Below are 17,539 nucleotides of genomic sequence, written 5' to 3'. Positions count from 1 at the left end.
CATTGATCGGATGTAGGGAGTGCGGCATGCCCTTTGATGTCATCGTTATCGGAGCCGGCGCAGCCGGAGCTGTTCTTGCTGCCCGGCTAACCGAAGATGCTGCCACGAACGTGCTTTTGCTGGAAGCGGGGCCGGACTACCGGAGCGGCGAGCAACCTGCCGAGATGGCGAGCCCAAATCCCTTCAACCTGCTTCTTCCCGACCATTTTCAGCAACAATACATGTATCCCGACCTGATGGCTCGTCGCACGAAGCGGCAGGAACACCGGGTCTACTGGCGCGGCAAGGGGCTTGGCGGTTCGACGGCCGTCAATGGGCAGATTGCCATTCGCGGTGTGCTCCATGCATTCGACCGCTGGGAGGAAATCGGATGCAAGGGCTGGTCGGGAGCCGACGTGCTGCCCTTCTTCTGCCGCCTGGAGGATGACCCGATCGCGGCCAATTTTCACGGCAGCGGCGGCCCGATTCCGATCTACCGCGCGCCTGTCGAAAGCTGGGGCAGCGTCGACAAGGCCATGCGCCAAAGCGCGATGGCTCTCGGCCATCCCTGGCATGACGATCTCAATGCTCCGGATGCCGAAGGGGCTTGCACCTATCCCATCAACAGTCGAGCCGGCAAGCGCGTGTCGGTCAATGACGGCTATCTGGAAGCTGCCCGCGACCGGCCGAACCTTACCATCATCGGGCAGGCGACGGTGGACAAGGTGCTTTTCGATGGCAGGAAAGCGATCGGCGTTTTGGCCATCGTGGCCGGGCTAGTTCGCAAATTCGAGGCGCCGCTGGTCATCGTCTCGGCCGGCGCCATCCACTCTCCGGTCATCCTGCAGCGCTCGGGCATCGGTCCTGCGGCTCTCTTGAAACGAAAGGACATCGAGGTGCTTGCCGACCTGCCGGTCGGCGAAGGTTTCTTCGACCATCCTTATTGCCGCATCGAACTGAAGCTGAAGCCGGGATTCAAGGCGACCGATGTCGACGCGCGGCATACCAACTGCTGTGTGCGGATGAGTTCGGGCGTGCCGGGCGCTGAGCGCGACGACATTCTCTACGTCGCCATGAACCATGGCGGCATCGGCGTGGAGTCCGACAGCGCCCAGTTCGGCGAGGCGATGGTCAATCTGATCCTGATGGAGGCCAAGAGCCGCGGCACCGTGCAACTGCGTTCCGCCAACCCTTTCGACCAGCCGCTCGTGGAAGAGAACATGCTGGACGATCCAATGGATCTCCAGCGCATGCGTATCGCCTATCGCCACCTTGGCGAGATTGCCCGGCAGGCGCCGATCCAGGCGATCGCCGAGCGCGTCCTGCTGGGGGATTCCGATCTGCCTTTGTCATGGCTCGAAACGGCAAGCGACGAGGAGGTCGACAATTTCCTGCTGGCGCAGTCTTCCGATGCGCAGCATGGGATCGGAGGCTGTTGCATGGGAAGGCCCGGCGAGGCCGTGGTCGATCCGGAATGCCGGGTCTACGGTTTGGAAGGACTGCGGGTTATCGATGCGTCGATCATGCCGCTCGATTGCCAGGCAAACACCAATCTCACCTCGATCATGATTGGCGAGAAAATGGCCGACAGCCTGCGCCGGTCCACCTGACAGCTCGAGGGCAAGCCCGCGCACAAGGCGCGGGCCTTGGAGTCAGCGGGTGATATCCACGGTAATCGTCTTCAGGTCGCACATTTCCATCAGCGTGTGCCGACCCCCGGTGCGGCCGAGGCCGCTCTGCGTCCCGGCGGCGCCGCCGGCAGGAATATGCGGCTCCCAATAACAGCTCATCTCGTTGATGTTGACGATGCCGACCTTCAGGCTTTCAGCAAAGGCAAAGGCGTTCTTGATGGTGCTGGTGAAGACCGCGGCCGACAGGCCGTAGGGGCTGGACGCCGCAAGTTCCATCGCCTCCTCATCGGTCTCGAAGATCAGCACGGGTGCGATCGGCCCGAAGGATTCCTCGACATTGAGCAGGCTTTCCCGGGTCAGTCCTGTGACGATCGACGGCTCGAAATAGAGATTGGTGGCAAAACCCGACGCCACATTGCCGCCGGTGACGATCTCGGCGCCACGCGCGCGGGCGTCCGCGATGTGGCTGAGTACCTTGTCGACGGCCACCGCATTGTTGATCGGACCCATCGTCGTCGCGGGATCGAAAGGGTCGCCCATTTTCACCTGCGCGGCCGCTTTCACGAGACCTTCTATGAAACGGTCATGGACGGATTTATGCACCAGCACGCGTTCGGTGGCCGTGCAGATCTGCCCGGCATTGGCAAAGCAGCCGGCCCCGACCTGGGCGGCGGCCATGTCGATATCGGCATCGGCCAGCACGATGGTCGGACCGTTGCCGCCCATTTCGAGCAGAAGCGGCTTGCCCGCTCCACGCCGGGCGATCGTCGCGCCTGTGACAGAACTGCCGGTGAAGCCGATGGCATGGGTGCCCGGATGAACGACCGCCTCGTCGCCCACCTCCGCACCGTCACCCAGAACGAGATTGATGGCGCCGTCCGGCAGGCCCGCCTCGATGAAGCATTCGACAAGTGCCGTGGCAATCAGCGACGTCGTCGGCGCCGGCACCCAGACGACGGTGTTGCCCGTTGCGATGGCCGGTCCGAGATAATAGAGGCAGGGCAGGGCGAGCGGGAAATTCCAAGGTGTGATGATGGCAAAGACACCCTTCGGCTGCAGGAAGCTGAAGGCGCGCTTGTTGGCATCGGCAAGCGGAAACGCCGCCGTCTCCAGCCACTTCATCTGCTCTGCCGCATTGCGGAAACCGAGAGCTGCCGCCGATGCTTCGGCCTTTGCCTCGCTGTGGAAGGGTTTACCCTGTTCCAGGCAGAGCAGGCGCGCGAGTTCCTCGGCGCGCCTGTCGATCGCGTCGGCGATGCGCATGCACAGTTGAGCGCGTGCGAAGGTTCCCATCTTGCGCATGGCCTCGCGTGCGCCTTCGGCGGCTTTCACCGCGCGGCCGACATCGGCGCGGGTGGAAAGTGAGAGATAGCCGAGGTGCTCGCCCGTCGACGGACTGTCGATTTTCAGGAACTTGCCGGAGCTGCCGGCAATCCACTCGCCGCCGATACGGTTGATGCCGATGCGGGCGGCTGCTTCCGGCTCCGAGACGATCGCCATGCCGCGCAGGTTGGGGCCTTCGAGAGAAGATTTGAAATGGACTGTCATCATGCGTTCCTTTGGCCGAATTCGGATTGGATGTTCAAAATGGCGGCGCGGCTGCGTTCCACGGCTGCGATGAAAAGTCTGCTGCCGGCCTCCGCGCCCGCCTGCGACGGCGTACCGATGACGCCGTTGCCGCGGATGGCTTCGAAACGGCGCCAGACGGTGACGGCCGGCGCGGCGTAAAGGTGAGGATCCGGCCAGGATGGCGGGGTGCCGCCCGGCGGGATGAGATCGCGGCGAACGCTGTCGCCAAGCACATGCATCATCAACGAGGTTTCAAGCGCGCAAGCGTGACCGGTGCCTGTAGCGGCATCGGGCAGGGCCTCCGCCGCCACGTCGGCGATGAGATCGAAATACGAGAAACCCGCGGTGACGATGCCACGCTGGCCAAGGGTGGTGATCGCCACCTGGATCGCGGCGCGGTTTCCGCCATGGCCGTTCAGCATGACCGGCAGGAAGCCGTCTTCGGCAAGGCAGGTGCAGAGATCGACGAGAACGGCGATGAAGGTCTGCGGGCTGAGGCTCATGGTGCCGGAGAAGGAGCGATGATGCTCGGACGAGCCATAGGCGAAAGGTTCGGCGACACGCATGGAGGCCTGTCCTTCCGCCGCGGCGAGCGCAACCGCTTCCGCAAGCCAGCAATCGACGCCGAGCGGCAGATGGGGGCCATGTTGCTCGACAGCGCCGAGCGGCAGAATGACGACGGGTTTATGCACGCCGGCTGTCGCGTGTCTTTCCGTATCCGGCGAGGTCATCAGCGCAAAGCTGGACCCAGGCGGGATCGGCAATGCCGGAACTGGCTCGCTCATCGTGCTGCCTCGACAAGCCGGGCCTTGGCGTAGGTCATGCCGGAATCGGCCAGGAGAGCGACCATGATGATTGCCCCCTTGTAGAGTTCGAGGCTGGACGGGTCCGTGCCGAACACCCGAAGCGCCGTCGTCAGCAGGCTGACGATCAGGGCGCCGACGACCGCGCCCCACACCGTTCCCCGTCCGCCGAAGATACTGGTGCCGCCGAGCACGGCAGCGGCGATCGCGTCCAGAAGCAGCGAGGTACCACCGATATTGGGCGTCACGACAGGCACCCGGCTGATCATGATCACAGCCGTCAGGAAGACGAAGATACTGGAGGCGCAATAGACGAGGATCGTGTGTTTCGTCACCGGGATGCCGGCAAGTTCCGCGGCCCCGGCATCCGACCCGAGCGCATAGGTACGCAGCCCGAAACGGCTGTGCCGCATCAGGATTGCTGCTACGGCGACGATCAGCAGTGTTGCGAAGATGACATTGGGAATGCCGAAGCTGCGCTCGATGCCGACCGCGCGAAGCGTCGGATCCTTCAGCATCAGGACGCCTTTGGAGGCAACCGCAAGCGTTGCGCCCTGCAGCGCGACCATTGTGGCCAGTGTCGTCACGAAGGGCGGTATCTTCAACAATGCGATAACGGCGCCGTTCGCGAGGCCGATCACCACCATCACGGCAAAGCCGACGAGCAGGGCAAGCGGCAGGCCGGCGCCGCCGTCGATCAGGCTGGCGATGAAGACGGCGCAGAAGGCGACGCCGACGCCGGCGGACAGGTCGATGCCCGCCGTCAGCAGAACGATCAGAGCCCCAAGCGCCAGGATGGCGATCGGGGTCGCCTGGGCGACGATGTTGATGAGGCTGGCGGTTGAAACGATGCGGGCGTCGATGAGCGCGAAGATCGCCAGCAGGATGACCAGCAGGATCAACGGCGAGAGGTCGAGAAAGCGCCTGCACCAGATGTTCTGTTGGCGGGTCATGAGGATCCTCTCATCGGATGTGCCAATCTTCGACCGGTTCGCGCAGGCCTGATTTGACGCTGCGCAGGATGGCATCATTGACGGCGACGGCGCGCAGGGCGTCGCCGACCGGCATCACGAAAGGGGTGTCGTCGCGAACCGCCGAAATGAAATGGTGGACCTCCTCGAAGAGATCCCCGGTGATACGGCCATTGACGGTCGGCCAGTGCAGGGCGTCGGGTTGCGACCACTGTCCACGCGACAGGATGCGTAGACCGTGGTCGCGCACGTCGAGGTCGATCATGCCTTCCGTGCCGATGATTTCCGTGCGTGCCCAGATGCCGGTCGGAACGGTCGGTGGCAGCGTCCAGCCGAAATAGAGCTGTCCGCTCATTCCGTTCGACAGCTCGACGGTGGAGAAGATCGCGTCTTCGGAGCGAACCCCGAGCGAAGGCATGAGCTTGGCGACGGGCCGAGAGTAGACGGCGATGATGTCCGAACCTGAGATCCATTGCAGCGCATCGACGTCGTGCACGCCGAGGTAGAAGCAGACGCTCGAGTTTCCGTTCATGCGAAGACCGACTTCGCGATTGGTGAAACGGCCGCTGCTGCCGTGGATCGGCTCGCCGATCCGCCCGGATTTCACCGCTGCCGCGGCCTCGCAATAGCGCGGGTCGAACCGCAGGATGTGGCCGACCAACAGGCGCGCGCCGTTTCTCTCCGCCGCTCTGGCAATCGCCTTGGCAGCGGAAAGATCGTGAGCCATCGGTTTTTCGAGCAGCACCGGCTTGCCGGCATCGAGCAGCGTGCGGCAGACGTCTTCATGCAGCGCGTCGGGTGCCGCCACGATATAGGCGTCGGCGGCATTGGCGGCCAGCGCGGTGGCGGCATCGCGGAAATGCCGGGCACCGAAATCCGACGCGGCCTTGCTCCCCGTGGCAGCATTCGGATCAACGAATGCCGACAGTTCCGCGACAGGGCTCGCGGCAACCACCTGCGCATGCAGGAGACCCATGTAGCCGGCACCGACGATGGCGATCTTCAGCTTGCTCAAAGGGTTCTCCTTACAGGCATGGTGCAAGGTTGGATGCTGGCCGGGGTGCGCAGGCTGGTGGCGTGATCGTGCGATCACCGAAGGCCAGCGTCATCACGTCTTCTTCCGTCGCCCCACGAGCCAGCGTGCCGACAGAGTGGCCTTCGCGCATGACGACGATGCGGTCGGCAACGCCGAGAACCTCGGGCAACTCGCTCGACACCATGAGGATCGCCGCGCCCTCGGCCTTCAATCTTGCGATCAGGTGATGGAGTTCGGACTTCGCGCCGACGTCGACGCCCCGTGTCGGCTCGTCGAGCAGGATGATCTTCGGTTTGGTGGCAAGCCATTTGCCGATGACGACCTTCTGCTGATTGCCGCCCGAAAGCTCGATGGTCATTTTGTCGGGCTGGGCCGGCCGCACGCCGAGTGAGCCGATGAGATCGCGGGCGAGTGCCAGGATGCGGCGAGGTCTCAGCAGGCCGAAGTGACTGTTGTCGCGAATCCAGGCGAGGGACAGGTTGTCCCTGATCGACATCGTGCCGACGAATCCTTCCAGGTGCCGGTCTTCCGGTATGTAGACGATGCCGGCGCGATTGGCGGCCTTGGTGTCGCCGCCGGTCTGCTGCCCGCCGAAAATTCTGAGCGTGCCGCCATGCATGGTCTCGAGGCCGGCAATCAGCCTGAGCACCTCGGAGCGGCCGCTTCCCATCAGGCCGGCGAGCGCGACGATTTCGCCCCTGCACACGCTGAGCGTGGCCGACTTCAAGAGCTTGCCATCGGAGATGTTGCTGATTTCGATCGCGGTTTCGCCGACTTGCGCTTCGAGATAGGGGAAGATGTCGCCGACATCGCGCCCGACCATCATCGAGACGATCTCGGCCTCGCTGGTCTGGCGGGTCTGGCGCTCGCCGATGAAGCGCCCGTCACGCAGAACGACGACGCGGTCGCACTGGCTGAAGATCTCTTCCATCTTGTGCGAGATGTAGAGGATGCCGGCGCCGCGAGCTCTCAGCCTGTCGATCAGGTCGTAGAGCTGGTCGCGCTCGCGGTTGGAGAGCGCGCTGGTCGGCTCGTCCATGATGAAGAACCAGGCATCGGACAGAACGGCACGGGCAATTTCCACCATCTGCCGGTGCCCGACGGAAAGTGTTCGCAGCTCCGCGCCAATGTCGATATCGAGCGACAGCTCGTCCATGATGGATTTTGCATCGCGCCGCATCCGAGCCCGGTCGAGAAATCCCAGGCGGGTATGCGGTTCGCGGCCGATGAAGAGATTCTCGGCCACCGTCAGGTCCGGCGAAAGGCTGAAATGCTGATGGATGACGCTGATGCCCCTGGCGTCGCTGGGGGAGTGGAACTGGACGGCGTTGCCGTCGATGATGATCTCACCCTCGTCCGGGCGATGCAGACCGGAAATGCACTTCACCAGCGTCGATTTCCCGGCCCCGTTCTCGCCGGCAAGTCCCACCACCTCACCGGCCGAGACGGCAAAGCTGACACCGTCGAGTGCTTTGACGCCCGGAAAAGACTTGCCAAGCCCGCGCAAGGCGATGCTGTGTTTGCCGACCGGTGTTGCGGCGATGTTGCGGGGCGACGGGGTGGACTTGCGGCCACCGGTCTTGAACAGGGCGGCGACACTCTCCGGCTGGCTGGTAAGAACGGCCACCAGAATGAGGCTCGCGGTCACGAAATAGATCAGGATCTGCGGCACCTGCAGGAAGGACAGGCCGGTGTTGATGACGCCCAGCAGCAGCGCCCCGATCGCCGTTCCCCAGATGGAGCCCTGGCCGCCGGACAGTTTCGTGCCGCCGATGATCGCGGCTGTAATGGCTGTAAATTCGAGCCCGGTGCCGGCAAGCGGCTGTGCCGAACCGAGACGACCGATGGTGAGTATCGCGCCGAGCCCGGCCGTCGCACCGGCAATCAGGTAGACGGAGATGCGCACGAGGTCGACGGGAACCAGTGAGGCCCGCGCCGCGCCCGCATTGCCGCCGACCGCATAGATCCAGCGTCCGTAGACCGTACGATTGAGCACGAACCACCAGAGGCCCAGGCAGATGGCGGCGATGATGACGGAGACCGGCAGGAGGCCGATCGTCTCGCGTCCCGCGAAAAGCAGGACCGGATCGGCGACCGCGATGCTGGATGCGCCGGAGAGGCTGAGCGCCAGGCCGCGCGCAAACGCCATGGTGGCGAGCGTTGCGATGAATGGGGAGATGCCGGCAAAGCCGATCAACGTTCCATTGAGCAGACCGATTGCGGCACCGCCACCGATCGCGGCGAGAAGGCTCAAGCTCGCCGAGCCGGTTGCCGTGTAGGCAAGACCCGCGGCGATGCCGGAACAGGCAAGATTGCTGCCGACGGAAATATCAATGCCGCGCGCGATGATCACGGCCGTCATGGCAAAAGAGATGAGGGCGATGACCGCACTCTGCTGCGCGATGCTGACAAGATTGCCGGTCGACAGAAAACGCGGATCGATCCAGCCGAAGACGGCGATGGCGACCAGCAGCACCGCGATGAGAACCGGTTCGTTGCGCCGCAGTAACGGAGAGGTCCAGGACTGGAACATGGGTCGGTCCTCTTATCGAGCATCATGCGCGGTCACCACGGAGCGGCGACGGCGATCGTCAGGAAAAGGGGACGCCGGATGATACGTCATCCGGCGCTTGAGCCGCTCTAGGCTGTTACTTTGCCAGGGTCATGGCGGTCGCCGGAACCTTGGGACCGAGTTGCTCGGTATAGTTCTTGGCTTCCACCGCCTCTTTGTCGGTGTTGATGTATTCGAAGGTGAGGCCATCCGCCTTGAGCTTCGCGGCCGTCGCATCCGAGGTCACGAAATAGGTCGGCATGTAGAGATCCTGCGGCAGCTTTTCGCCGTTGGCCAGACGAGCGGCAACGGCGATGTTCCAGTAGCCGACACGATAGGCGCCGGTCAGCACGTCCATCACCATCTTGCCGTCGTCGATCAGCGGCTTCATCTCGGCGTCGCCGTCATAGCCGCCGTAGAGCAACTGAGTTCCCATCGAGCTGGCAACGGAATCGGCGGCCAGGCAAAGGCTGTCGGAGATGCAGCCGATGGCCTTCAGATCCGGATAGGTGGTGAGCCAGGTCTGGGCGGCATTGGTTGCCTTGGCTGCGTCCCAGCCGGTCGGCTCGATGCCGACAACCTTGATGTCCGGAAACTCCTTTTTCAGGGTTTCGACAAAGCCTTTTTCGCGCGTGTCGGACACGAAGTTGCCACGCGAACCGACGAGCAGGGCGACTTCGCCCTTGCCGCCAAGCGACTTGCCGAGCGCGCGGGCAACCATCGACATGTTGTCGTAGTCCGGATAGAGCGTCGAGTAGTTCGAGCCGGCCTCGACCTTGTTGCCCATGGTGATCACCGGAATGCCGGCGGCGGTGGCTTTCTGGATGACCGGAATGACCGCGTTCTTGTCGATCGGATCGATCAGGATCGCGCTGACGCCTTGATTGATGAAATTCTCGATGATGCTGACCTGTTTTTCCAGACTGCCCTCGGCGCTCTGCCAAGTGGATTTCACCCCATAGTCGGCGGCAGCCACGTCGCCCGCTTCCTTCATGCGGACGAAGAAGGAGTTCTGCAGGTCGATTGCCGCAAGCCCCAAAACCTTTTCCGCGGCAAGCGAGGGCGTCGCGATGGCGAGTGCGAGCAGAGCAATGGATGCTTTCAGGGAAATGCGCATGTTTCAGTTCTCCTCTTGTTGCGACAGGACGATTCTTCGCCTCTTTTTCATGTCCCGCACGACGACCGTCCCAGTGACAGGCATTCCGGCGGTATTTCGCGGCACTCGTGCCGTATTCATGTCAGGGCCGCGTCTGCGTGGACCGGCCTTGCTCAACCTCAGCCATTCAGGCCCTCGACACCGGCGCCACAGACAAGCCCGGCGATGCGGGCGCCGCGCGGTGGCTTGAAAGCGCCGCTCATCAAGGCGGCCAGCGATGCCGCGCCGCTGAGGTCGGCGGCGATGCCGAATTCGAACCAGAGCAATTCAGCGGCCTTCTGCATGTCCGCATCCTCGACAAGGACAATGTCGTCGACGTGCTTGGCGACGATCTCGTAGATGCTTTCGTCCGTGCGGCCGCAGGCCATGGTCGCCACCTTCGTCGTTATCTCGGGCAAGCGAACCACACGGCCGGCAGCCAGGGAGGCGTGAAGGGTCGGTGAACCGGTCGGCTCGACACCGATGATCCTGGCTTCGGGTTTGACGTGCTTCAGGACTTCGGACATGCCGCTGATGAGCCCGCCACCGCCGATCGCGACGATGTAGATGTCGGCATCGGGAATTTGATCGACCATCTCCAGCGCCACGGTTCCCTGACCGGACACGATCTGCGCATCGGCGAAGGGATGCATGTAGAAGGCGGCGCTCGCCTTTGCCTCGGCCAATGCCGCCTCATGCGCTTCATCCCAGACATTGCCTTCGAAGCGAACGTCAGCCCCACATTTGCGCAGCTTTTCCGCCTTCAGCGGGCTTGCATTGTTCGGCAGGTAGATGGTGGCGGGAACGCCGGCCCGGGCAGCCACATAGGCGGTGGCCAGGCCGTGATTGCCACCGGATGCGGCGATCAGTCCGTTTTCGATCCGGCTTGGCTCGAGCGTTTTAACCCGGTTCGTGGCGCCCCGAATCTTGAAGGAGCCGCTCACCTGGAGGCATTCCAGTTTCAAATAGACATCATTTTGAAGGTTTGCGCCCGTGGCATGGTCGAGCTTGACGACCGGGGTTCGCCGTATGAAGGGGGCAATGCGCCGGGCAGCCGCCATGATGTCCTCATGGCTCATCGGTCAGTGCCTCCGGATATTCGTTGGCAAGCACGAAGCAGCAATTCCCCGGACGCACGCGGCCGGGCTGACGCTTGGCGAAAACGATGCCGTCGATGGGGTGAAGGAGATCGATGGGCGCGCGTGACGGCGTGTGGAGGAAGTGAATGCGTCCGGCAAGGTCGCCTTTGCTGACGGCACTGCCGAGCGGGCTCAAGGGTTCGAAGACACCGTCCTCCTCGGAAAGCAGATAGCCTTCGCTTCCGGGAACCTTGAGCACGCGCGCGTTGGCGCCAGTGGCGATGTCAGGCGCGCCATTCAGAACGCCTGCATGTTTCAGCACATTGCGGATGCCCCTACGGCAGATGGCCAGCGCATCCGGACTGACAAGGCCGCCGCCGGCCATCTCACTGCCGATGACGATCAGCCCCTGGTGGTTGGCGGACGCGGTCGAGGTCCGGGTTTCACCGAGATTGTCGACCATGACAACGGTCGGCGCCCCGAAGGCGAGCGTCGCCTTGATGTTCTTGCGATGCCCTTGCGCGGTCGGGGAGGGCTCGATGATCGCGCTCGGCAGGATCATCAGGGACGAACCGCCGGAATGGAGATCCAGGAAGTAGTCGGCCATCGGAAACAGGACGTCATGCACGTAAGCCGCGATCTGGCTTGTCAGCGTGCCGTTGAAATCGCCCGGGAAACTGCGGTTGAAATTCAACCCGTCGACCGGGGAGGTGCGGGTGCCGGCCTCGACGGCCCGAATGTTGATGGCCGGAATCGCAATGATGCGTCCGGCAATATCCCGTGGATCGATCTCGCGCAGAAGCTCGCCGAGCGCGATCGGCCCCTCATATTCGTCGCCGTGGTTGCCACCCTCGATCAGGACCGTCGGACCGTCACCGTTCTTGATGACGGCGAGCGGAACGCGGACCGTGCCCCAGGCATCGTCGTGCGGCGATTGAGGCACATGGAAGAAACCGATCTGCTTGCCCTCGCGATCGAAATCGACCGACGTGTAAACACTGTTGTTCCGGGGAATGATGGTTGCGCGCACAGTGTTTGCCGGTCTCTGGACGGTCATCGGGTCGGCCTCGAAATTCATTGTCCCCGTCATCATGTCAGTTTTATATATGGTGTCAAGTTTGGATATAAAACCAATGGCAATTCCGATTTCTTGTCTCTATCGTGCGGGACCACCGGGGATTCTTCGAATGGCAGATGATGCAAAAGAGAGTGGCAAACCGACCTATTCGGCCCCCGCGCTGACCAAGGGTCTGGATGTCCTGGAACTGCTGGCGGAGGCGCGGGCGCCCTTGACGATGAAGGAGATCGCGGAAGGCCTCGGCCGTTCGAAGAATGAGATTTTCCGGATGCTGATCGCGCTGCAGGAGCGTCAATATATCGAGCGCAACGCCGAGACCGACGCCTATTCGTTGACCGACAAGCTTTTCAAGCTGGGGCTGCACACGCCGAGCGCTCAGGATCTCATGTCCGCCGCCATGCCCGAGCTGACGCAGATTGCCGGGGACTCAAATCAGTCGCCGCACCTGGTCGTCTTCAATCATGGCTTGACCGTCGTGACCGCGGCCGCTCCCGGCGGCGAGGACATGGCGTTCACGCTGCGCCTCGGCTACGGCCGCCTGGCCACCGACGCGACCTCCGGCCATGTGATACTTGCCTTCCAGTCACCAAAGGTCGCAGCGCGGATGATCGATGAATGTGCGGCGCATTCACCGGCGCCGCTGGATCGTGACGCGCTGGAAAAGCAGCTTCGTACCATCCGCGCGGACGGCTACTGGATGCGCGAGAGCCGTGACTTCGTCGGCATCACCGATATCTGCTGTCCGGTCATCGGGCCGGACGGCAGTGCCGTCGCCTCCATCATCGTCGCCTATATCAATCGCCATACGCGTGAAAGCCGCCATGCCTATACTCTGGAGGTCCTGCGGGCTGCCTGCGATCGCATCTCCATGAAGCTGTCACCGAGGGTTCGCTAAGGGATCGTGATGCGCTGAGGGCGCGGCGAAGCACCGTCCGCTGGCCGTTTGCACCGGATTGATAATACCAGTATAGGTCCAGTCAGGAATGTTTTGATCCTGGGTGCTTCTCGCGCGGGAGGAAGGGCAATGACAACCGTGAACCTGATCGGGCTTGTCAGTCGGGAAATGGAAGCGACAGCGTCCGATGTGCCGCTTTACAGACGGTTGAAATCGGCGATCGAGGCGGCGATCCGCTCCAACGCGTTGAAAGCCGGCGCGGTTCTGCCAGGCGAGCGGGTTCTGGCGGAAGCCCTGTCGATCTCGCGAGTCACTGTGAGAAAGGCCCTGGCGCTGCTCGAAGAGGAAGGGCAGCTCAATCGCCGGCACGGTTCCAAAACCGAGATCGGGTCGCGGGTCGAGAAATCGCTTTCGACGCTGACGAGCTTTTCGGAGGACATTCTGGCGCGCGGCCTGAAGCCTGGATGTCTATGGCTTTCCAAGCAGATAAGCCGTCCATCCCCGGCCGAAATGATGGCCCTGGGTATTGCGGGCAATACCAATGTGGTTCGCATGCGTCGTGTGAGGACGGCCGATGGCGCGCCGATCGCCGTCGAGGTCTCGGCCGTGCCGGTTCGCTTCCTTCCTTCGCCCGAGATGGTTCAGGATTCCCTTTATGAAGCGCTTGATGCACGCGGCTTCCTGCCTCAGAGGGCAATCCAGCGCATGCGCTCGCGCGGCGCGTCGCTGGAGGATGCAAAGCACCTTCATTGTGACGCGGGCGCACCGCTGCTGATGACCGAGCGCCGCTGCTTTCTCGCCGACGGACAGATCGTGGAATACTGCGAGACACGCTACAAAGGCGACGTCTACGATTTCGTCTTCGAGCTGCAAAGATAATACCAGTTATGAACTGGTTGTAATCTGGTATTTTCCATTTATCGTGATGGCGACAAGGGAGTGCCGACGTGCAGCGGGAAGACATCGCCAACAGTCTCATCGTGTCCTGCCAGCCGGTTCCCGGCGGCCCGATGGACAGTGCGCAATTCGTGACGGGCTTTGCCAGGGCCGCTGTTGAAGCCGGAGCCAAGGCCCTCCGCATCGAATCCGTGCCCTATGTCGCGGCCGCCCGCCTGGCCGTCCGCGTGCCGATCATCGGTATCGTCAAGCGCGATCTCACCGACAGCCCCGTGCGCATCACACCCTATCCGGCCGATGTCGAGGCCCTGGCCGAGGCGGGCGCCGATATCATCGCTTTCGATGCGACGGAGCGTGTCCGTCCCGTTCCTGTCGAAGCGCTTGTGAAAGCCGTCAAGGCCAGGAACAAGCTGACCATGGCCGATTGCTCTTGCCTTGACGATGCGCGCCGGGCCCTTGCCGCGGGTGTCGATTTCGTCGGCACGACGCTTTCCGGCTATGTCGGCGGGCCGGAGCCGCAGGATCCGGATATCGCCCTCATCGCTGAAATGCGAACCCTGACCCCCTACGTCATTGCCGAAGGGCGTATCCGGTCGCCTGAGCAGGCGGCTGCCGCCGCGCGCGCCGGCGCCTGTGCCGTGGTTGTCGGCTCGGCGATCACCCGTACCGAGCACGTCACCTCATGGTTCCACCAGGCGCTTTCCGACGCCTATGCGGCGAGGGGCGCGCAAACCGCCCTTGGCACAAGTGTCCTGGGCCCAACCGTTCTGGGCCCATCCGTCCTGGGCATCGACATCGGGGGAACCAAGACGATGGCCGCGCTGGTCAACGATGGCACGGTGGTCGAGGACATGATCGTGCCGACTGCGCGAGAGGCTGGACCCGAGGCCTGGCTTGCGTCCTTGGCGCAAAGTACGTCGGCCTGGTCGAGCCGCTTCAGCCGCATCGGCATTGCGGTGACCGGACTGGTGCAGGATGGACGCTGGTCGGCATTGAATCCGGCAACCCTTGGCATTCCCGACGGCTACCCGCTGGTCGAAAGAGCATCCGCTGTTTTCGGCAAGCCGGTCTGTGCGTTCAACGATGCCCAGGCGGCTGCCTGGGGCGAATACAAATTCGGCGCCGGGCAAGGTCGCGACATCGTCTTTCTGACCATCTCTACCGGAATTGGCGGCGGCATCGTTTGCAACGGCCGATTGCTGTCCGGTCTAGCCGGTCACTTCGGTCTGATCCGTGGTCTGTCTGAAGACCGGGCTCCGCTCGAAGACAGCACGTCCGGCCGCTGGATCGCTTCGGAGGCCCTCAAGGCCGGTTCCAAGGCGGACGCCGCCGATGTGTTCGGACACGCGCTGAAGGGCGAGGACTGGGCCGGCGCCATCGTCTCGCGAAGCGCCTCGCGGGTCGCGGCGCTGTGCCGGGACATTCAGATGATGTTCGATCCGAAATTGATCGTCATCGGTGGCAGCATCGGTCTTGCAGAAGGCTATCTCGACCGGGTGCGCGCACATCTGAGCGAGGTCCCGCCGCGCCTTTCCCCCCATCTCGTGGCGGCGAAGCTCGGAGGCCACGCCGGCGTCATCGGTGTTGCCGATCTTGCCGAATGGGCAAGGTAACGGCGCCCCGGTCGTGTCATGCAAAAATCATCAAAAAAGAAGGGAACGATCATGAAATTGAGCAGGACATCTTTTGCGCTTATGGCCACCCTCCTTGCGGGGACGGCTTTGCCGACCTTTGCCAACGCAACCGTGACCGTGCTCGGCTGGCCTGGCGGCTCCGAGGAAACCGCACTGCGGGCAACCGTGGAAACCTACAACAAGCAGGCCAGCGATGCCGACAAGGTGGAACTGCTGTTCTTCAACCGGGAAGGCTTTTACGACAAGCTGCAGGCTGACATGGCGGCCGGATCCAGTGCCTTCGACGTGAACCTCGTCGCCACCTACTCGCTCGGTCGCTACGCGCCCTATATGGAGCCGGTCGATCTTGGCGCGGACGCGGCCAAGATTTTCGGCGAATCCGTTCTCAAGACGATGCAGTTCGACGGCAAGCAATACGGCGTCCCGACAGACCTTTCGTTGCACTTCATGTACCACCGCAAGGATCTCATCGACGCCTTGATCAGGGATGACGCCGCCAGGAAGACCTATGGTGAAATCGCCCGGAAATATCTCGGCAAGCCCCTGCAGCCGAAAGACCCGGATAGCTGGACCTGGGACGACTGGGCGGCCACCGCCCTCTATTTCACCAAGCAGGTGAACCCCGACAGCCCGGTGCGTTATGGCACGGTCCTGCAGATGAAGAACCTGCTGTTCAACATGATGGTCTTCCAGTCCCTGCCGCGTTCCTACGGCGGCGACTGGATGGACAAGGACGGCAATGTCACGGTGGATTCCGATGCCTACAAGACCGGCCTCGAACTCTACAAGAAGCTCTATGATGCCGGTTCTTCGCCCAAGGATTCGCTGAGCTACGAATATGCGGAAACCAACGCGGCCTTCGCATCCGGCCAGGCCGCGACGGCGCTGCAGTGGAATGCCGCGGCGGCGGATCTGACCAGCACCGAAAAATCCCCGGCCGTCGCCGAGGTGACCGGGATCGTCGCGCCACCGGCAGGTCCCGACGGACGCGCCGATCACATCCACGGCCTTGGTTTGGGCCTTAACAAGAACGCCAAGAACAAGGAAGGCGCCGTCAAGTTCCTGAAGTGGCTCGCCACCGAGGATGCGGCCTTGCTCTATGCGCGCAGCGGCGGTTCGCCGGCATTGTCTCCCGATGTCGTCGCCAAGGTTGCGAAGGAACGTCCCGACCTCGTCAAGCTCGGCGAATTCGCCAGCAAGTACGGCTATGTCATGACCGGAGCGACGTCCGCGAGTGCGCTCCCGGTCTATGAGCTGCAGGCAAAGGAGTTCACCGGCTACTGGTCCGGCCAGCAGAGCCTCGAGGATGCGCTCGCCCACACCAAGGCGGGCATGCAGGACCTTCTGAAGAAATAAATTATTGGCCGGATGCCGGGCCGAGGCCCGGTATCCGGCGCGTTTGGCGGATCGACATGGCCCTTGTGACACGTGCCGAAGGCAGGATGTATCTGACGCCGCTGGTCGGCTTCTTGCTTCTGTTCCTCGGCTTTCCGGCGATCGTCAATCTGATCTATTCCGTTTCGACCGTCACATTCGAGACCTTGCGCAGTCCGGTGTTGAGCGGTTTCGGTAACTATGTCGCGGTGTTGAACGACCGCGAATTCTGGAGCTCGGCCTGGTTCTCGCTGCGCTTCGGTATTCTTACCGCATCGGCGGAATGTCTGATCGGCCTTTTCCTTGCCATCTTCCTGGCGCCGCTTCTGAGCAAGCGTCCAGTCCTGATGGCGCCGTTGATGCTGCCGCTGATGGTCGCACCGGCCATGGTCGGTCTCATGTACCGGCTGGTGCTGCATGAATTCGCGGGCCCCGTCCCCTACTATCTCTTCGAATGGTTTGGCGACAGCCCGGCCTTCCTCGACATCAACAATGCCTTCCGCACCCTTGTCGTCGTGGAGACGCTACAATGGACGCCTTTCGCCTTCCTGCTCTTCTACATGGCCTATTCGGCCATACCGCTCGACGTGCGCGAAGCCTCCTCGCTCGATGGCGCATCACCGTTTGAGATCGTCCGCTGGATCGATCTGCCCTTGATGAAGCCGACGCTGGTCATCGCGTTTTTCATTCGTTTCATCGACGGTTTCCGGGTGTTCGACAATGTCTATGCGCTGACCGGCAGTGGCGCTGGCGGTTCAACGACGTCCTTGTCGATCTACATCTATCAGGCCTTCTTCAAGGAAGGGGCTATCGGCAAGGCGGTCGCCGCTTCGGTTATCCTGTTCCTGGCGTCGTTCATCGTTCTCCACGGCCTTAACCGGCTTGCCGGCCGCAGGAAGCGTTGACG

The 17,539-nt window shown here is 62.7% G+C and carries 14 protein-coding genes; 6 read left to right on the top strand and 8 right to left on the bottom strand.

The window, feature by feature from the left end; translation table 11 throughout:
* Positions 1–26 precede the first annotated feature (26 nt).
* On the top strand, positions 27–1,589 hold the full coding sequence (locus AC0L24_RS20940) for a GMC family oxidoreductase (RefSeq protein WP_127380972.1): 1,563 nt from the start codon (positions 27–29) through the stop codon (positions 1,587–1,589).
* A gap of 42 nt (positions 1,590–1,631) precedes the next feature.
* On the opposite strand, the gene AC0L24_RS20935 is transcribed toward AC0L24_RS20940, so the two are convergent.
* The 8 genes from AC0L24_RS20935 to AC0L24_RS20900 form a co-directional block, all read right to left on the bottom strand.
* Positions 1,632–3,158 carry an aldehyde dehydrogenase family protein gene (locus AC0L24_RS20935; protein WP_127395838.1) on the bottom strand — a complete coding sequence of 509 codons (1,527 nt, stop codon included), beginning with the start codon at positions 3,156–3,158 and terminating at the stop codon, positions 1,632–1,634.
* Positions 3,158–3,964: a creatininase family protein gene (locus AC0L24_RS20930; RefSeq protein WP_127271522.1), complete on the bottom strand. Its 807-nt coding sequence runs from the start codon at positions 3,962–3,964 to the stop codon at positions 3,158–3,160. The genes AC0L24_RS20935 and AC0L24_RS20930 overlap by 1 nt, the downstream gene beginning before the upstream one ends.
* Complete coding sequence (locus tag AC0L24_RS20925; RefSeq protein ID WP_023809451.1) at positions 3,961–4,935, bottom strand: ABC transporter permease; 975 nt, start codon at positions 4,933–4,935, stop codon at positions 3,961–3,963. Before AC0L24_RS20925 ends, AC0L24_RS20930 begins: the two co-directional genes overlap by 4 nt.
* A gap of 10 nt (positions 4,936–4,945) precedes the next feature.
* On the bottom strand, positions 4,946–5,968 hold the full coding sequence (locus AC0L24_RS20920; protein ID WP_127809674.1) for a Gfo/Idh/MocA family protein: 1,023 nt from the start codon (positions 5,966–5,968) through the stop codon (positions 4,946–4,948).
* A 10-nt stretch (positions 5,969–5,978) separates the two neighbouring features.
* Positions 5,979–8,522 (bottom strand): ATP-binding cassette domain-containing protein, encoded by a 2,544-nt coding sequence (locus AC0L24_RS20915; RefSeq protein WP_127809675.1) that lies wholly within the window; start codon positions 8,520–8,522, stop codon positions 5,979–5,981.
* Positions 8,523–8,637: 115 nt separating this feature from the next.
* Positions 8,638–9,657, bottom strand: coding sequence for a sugar ABC transporter substrate-binding protein (locus AC0L24_RS20910; RefSeq protein WP_013530435.1), 1,020 nt, complete (start codon positions 9,655–9,657; stop codon positions 8,638–8,640).
* Between the two features lie 158 nt (positions 9,658–9,815).
* Positions 9,816–10,754 (bottom strand): threonine ammonia-lyase, encoded by a 939-nt coding sequence (locus AC0L24_RS20905; RefSeq protein WP_128363563.1) that lies wholly within the window; start codon positions 10,752–10,754, stop codon positions 9,816–9,818.
* Positions 10,744–11,847, bottom strand: coding sequence for a succinylglutamate desuccinylase/aspartoacylase family protein (locus AC0L24_RS20900; protein ID WP_473564123.1), 1,104 nt, complete (start codon positions 11,845–11,847; stop codon positions 10,744–10,746). The genes AC0L24_RS20905 and AC0L24_RS20900 overlap by 11 nt, the downstream gene beginning before the upstream one ends.
* Before the next feature lie 94 nt (positions 11,848–11,941).
* Here AC0L24_RS20900 and AC0L24_RS20895 point away from each other — a divergent pair, with 94 nt between their 5' ends.
* The 5 genes from AC0L24_RS20895 to AC0L24_RS20875 all read left to right on the top strand — a co-directional run bounded on the left by AC0L24_RS20895 (position 11,942) and on the right by AC0L24_RS20875 (position 17,537).
* Complete coding sequence (locus AC0L24_RS20895) at positions 11,942–12,727, top strand: IclR family transcriptional regulator (protein ID WP_127267085.1); 786 nt, start codon at positions 11,942–11,944, stop codon at positions 12,725–12,727.
* Between the two features lie 129 nt (positions 12,728–12,856).
* Entirely contained in the window at positions 12,857–13,606 is a 750-nt protein-coding gene (locus tag AC0L24_RS20890; protein WP_127326625.1) for a GntR family transcriptional regulator, read from the top strand.
* A gap of 68 nt (positions 13,607–13,674) precedes the next feature.
* Positions 13,675–15,237 (top strand): putative N-acetylmannosamine-6-phosphate 2-epimerase, encoded by a 1,563-nt coding sequence (locus AC0L24_RS20885; protein ID WP_127396150.1) that lies wholly within the window; start codon positions 13,675–13,677, stop codon positions 15,235–15,237.
* An 81-nt stretch (positions 15,238–15,318) separates the two neighbouring features.
* Entirely contained in the window at positions 15,319–16,614 is a 1,296-nt protein-coding gene (locus AC0L24_RS20880) for an ABC transporter substrate-binding protein (protein ID WP_245481693.1), read from the top strand.
* Positions 16,615–16,670: 56 nt separating this feature from the next.
* Positions 16,671–17,537, top strand: coding sequence for a carbohydrate ABC transporter permease (locus tag AC0L24_RS20875; RefSeq protein WP_127809677.1), 867 nt, complete (start codon positions 16,671–16,673; stop codon positions 17,535–17,537).
* The last annotated feature ends 2 nt before the right edge of the window (positions 17,538–17,539 follow it).

This window comes from Mesorhizobium sp. WSM4809, assembly GCF_055811655.1.
Note: the sequence above shows the minus strand (reverse complement) of the source record. Positions and strands in the feature narration are given on the sequence as shown.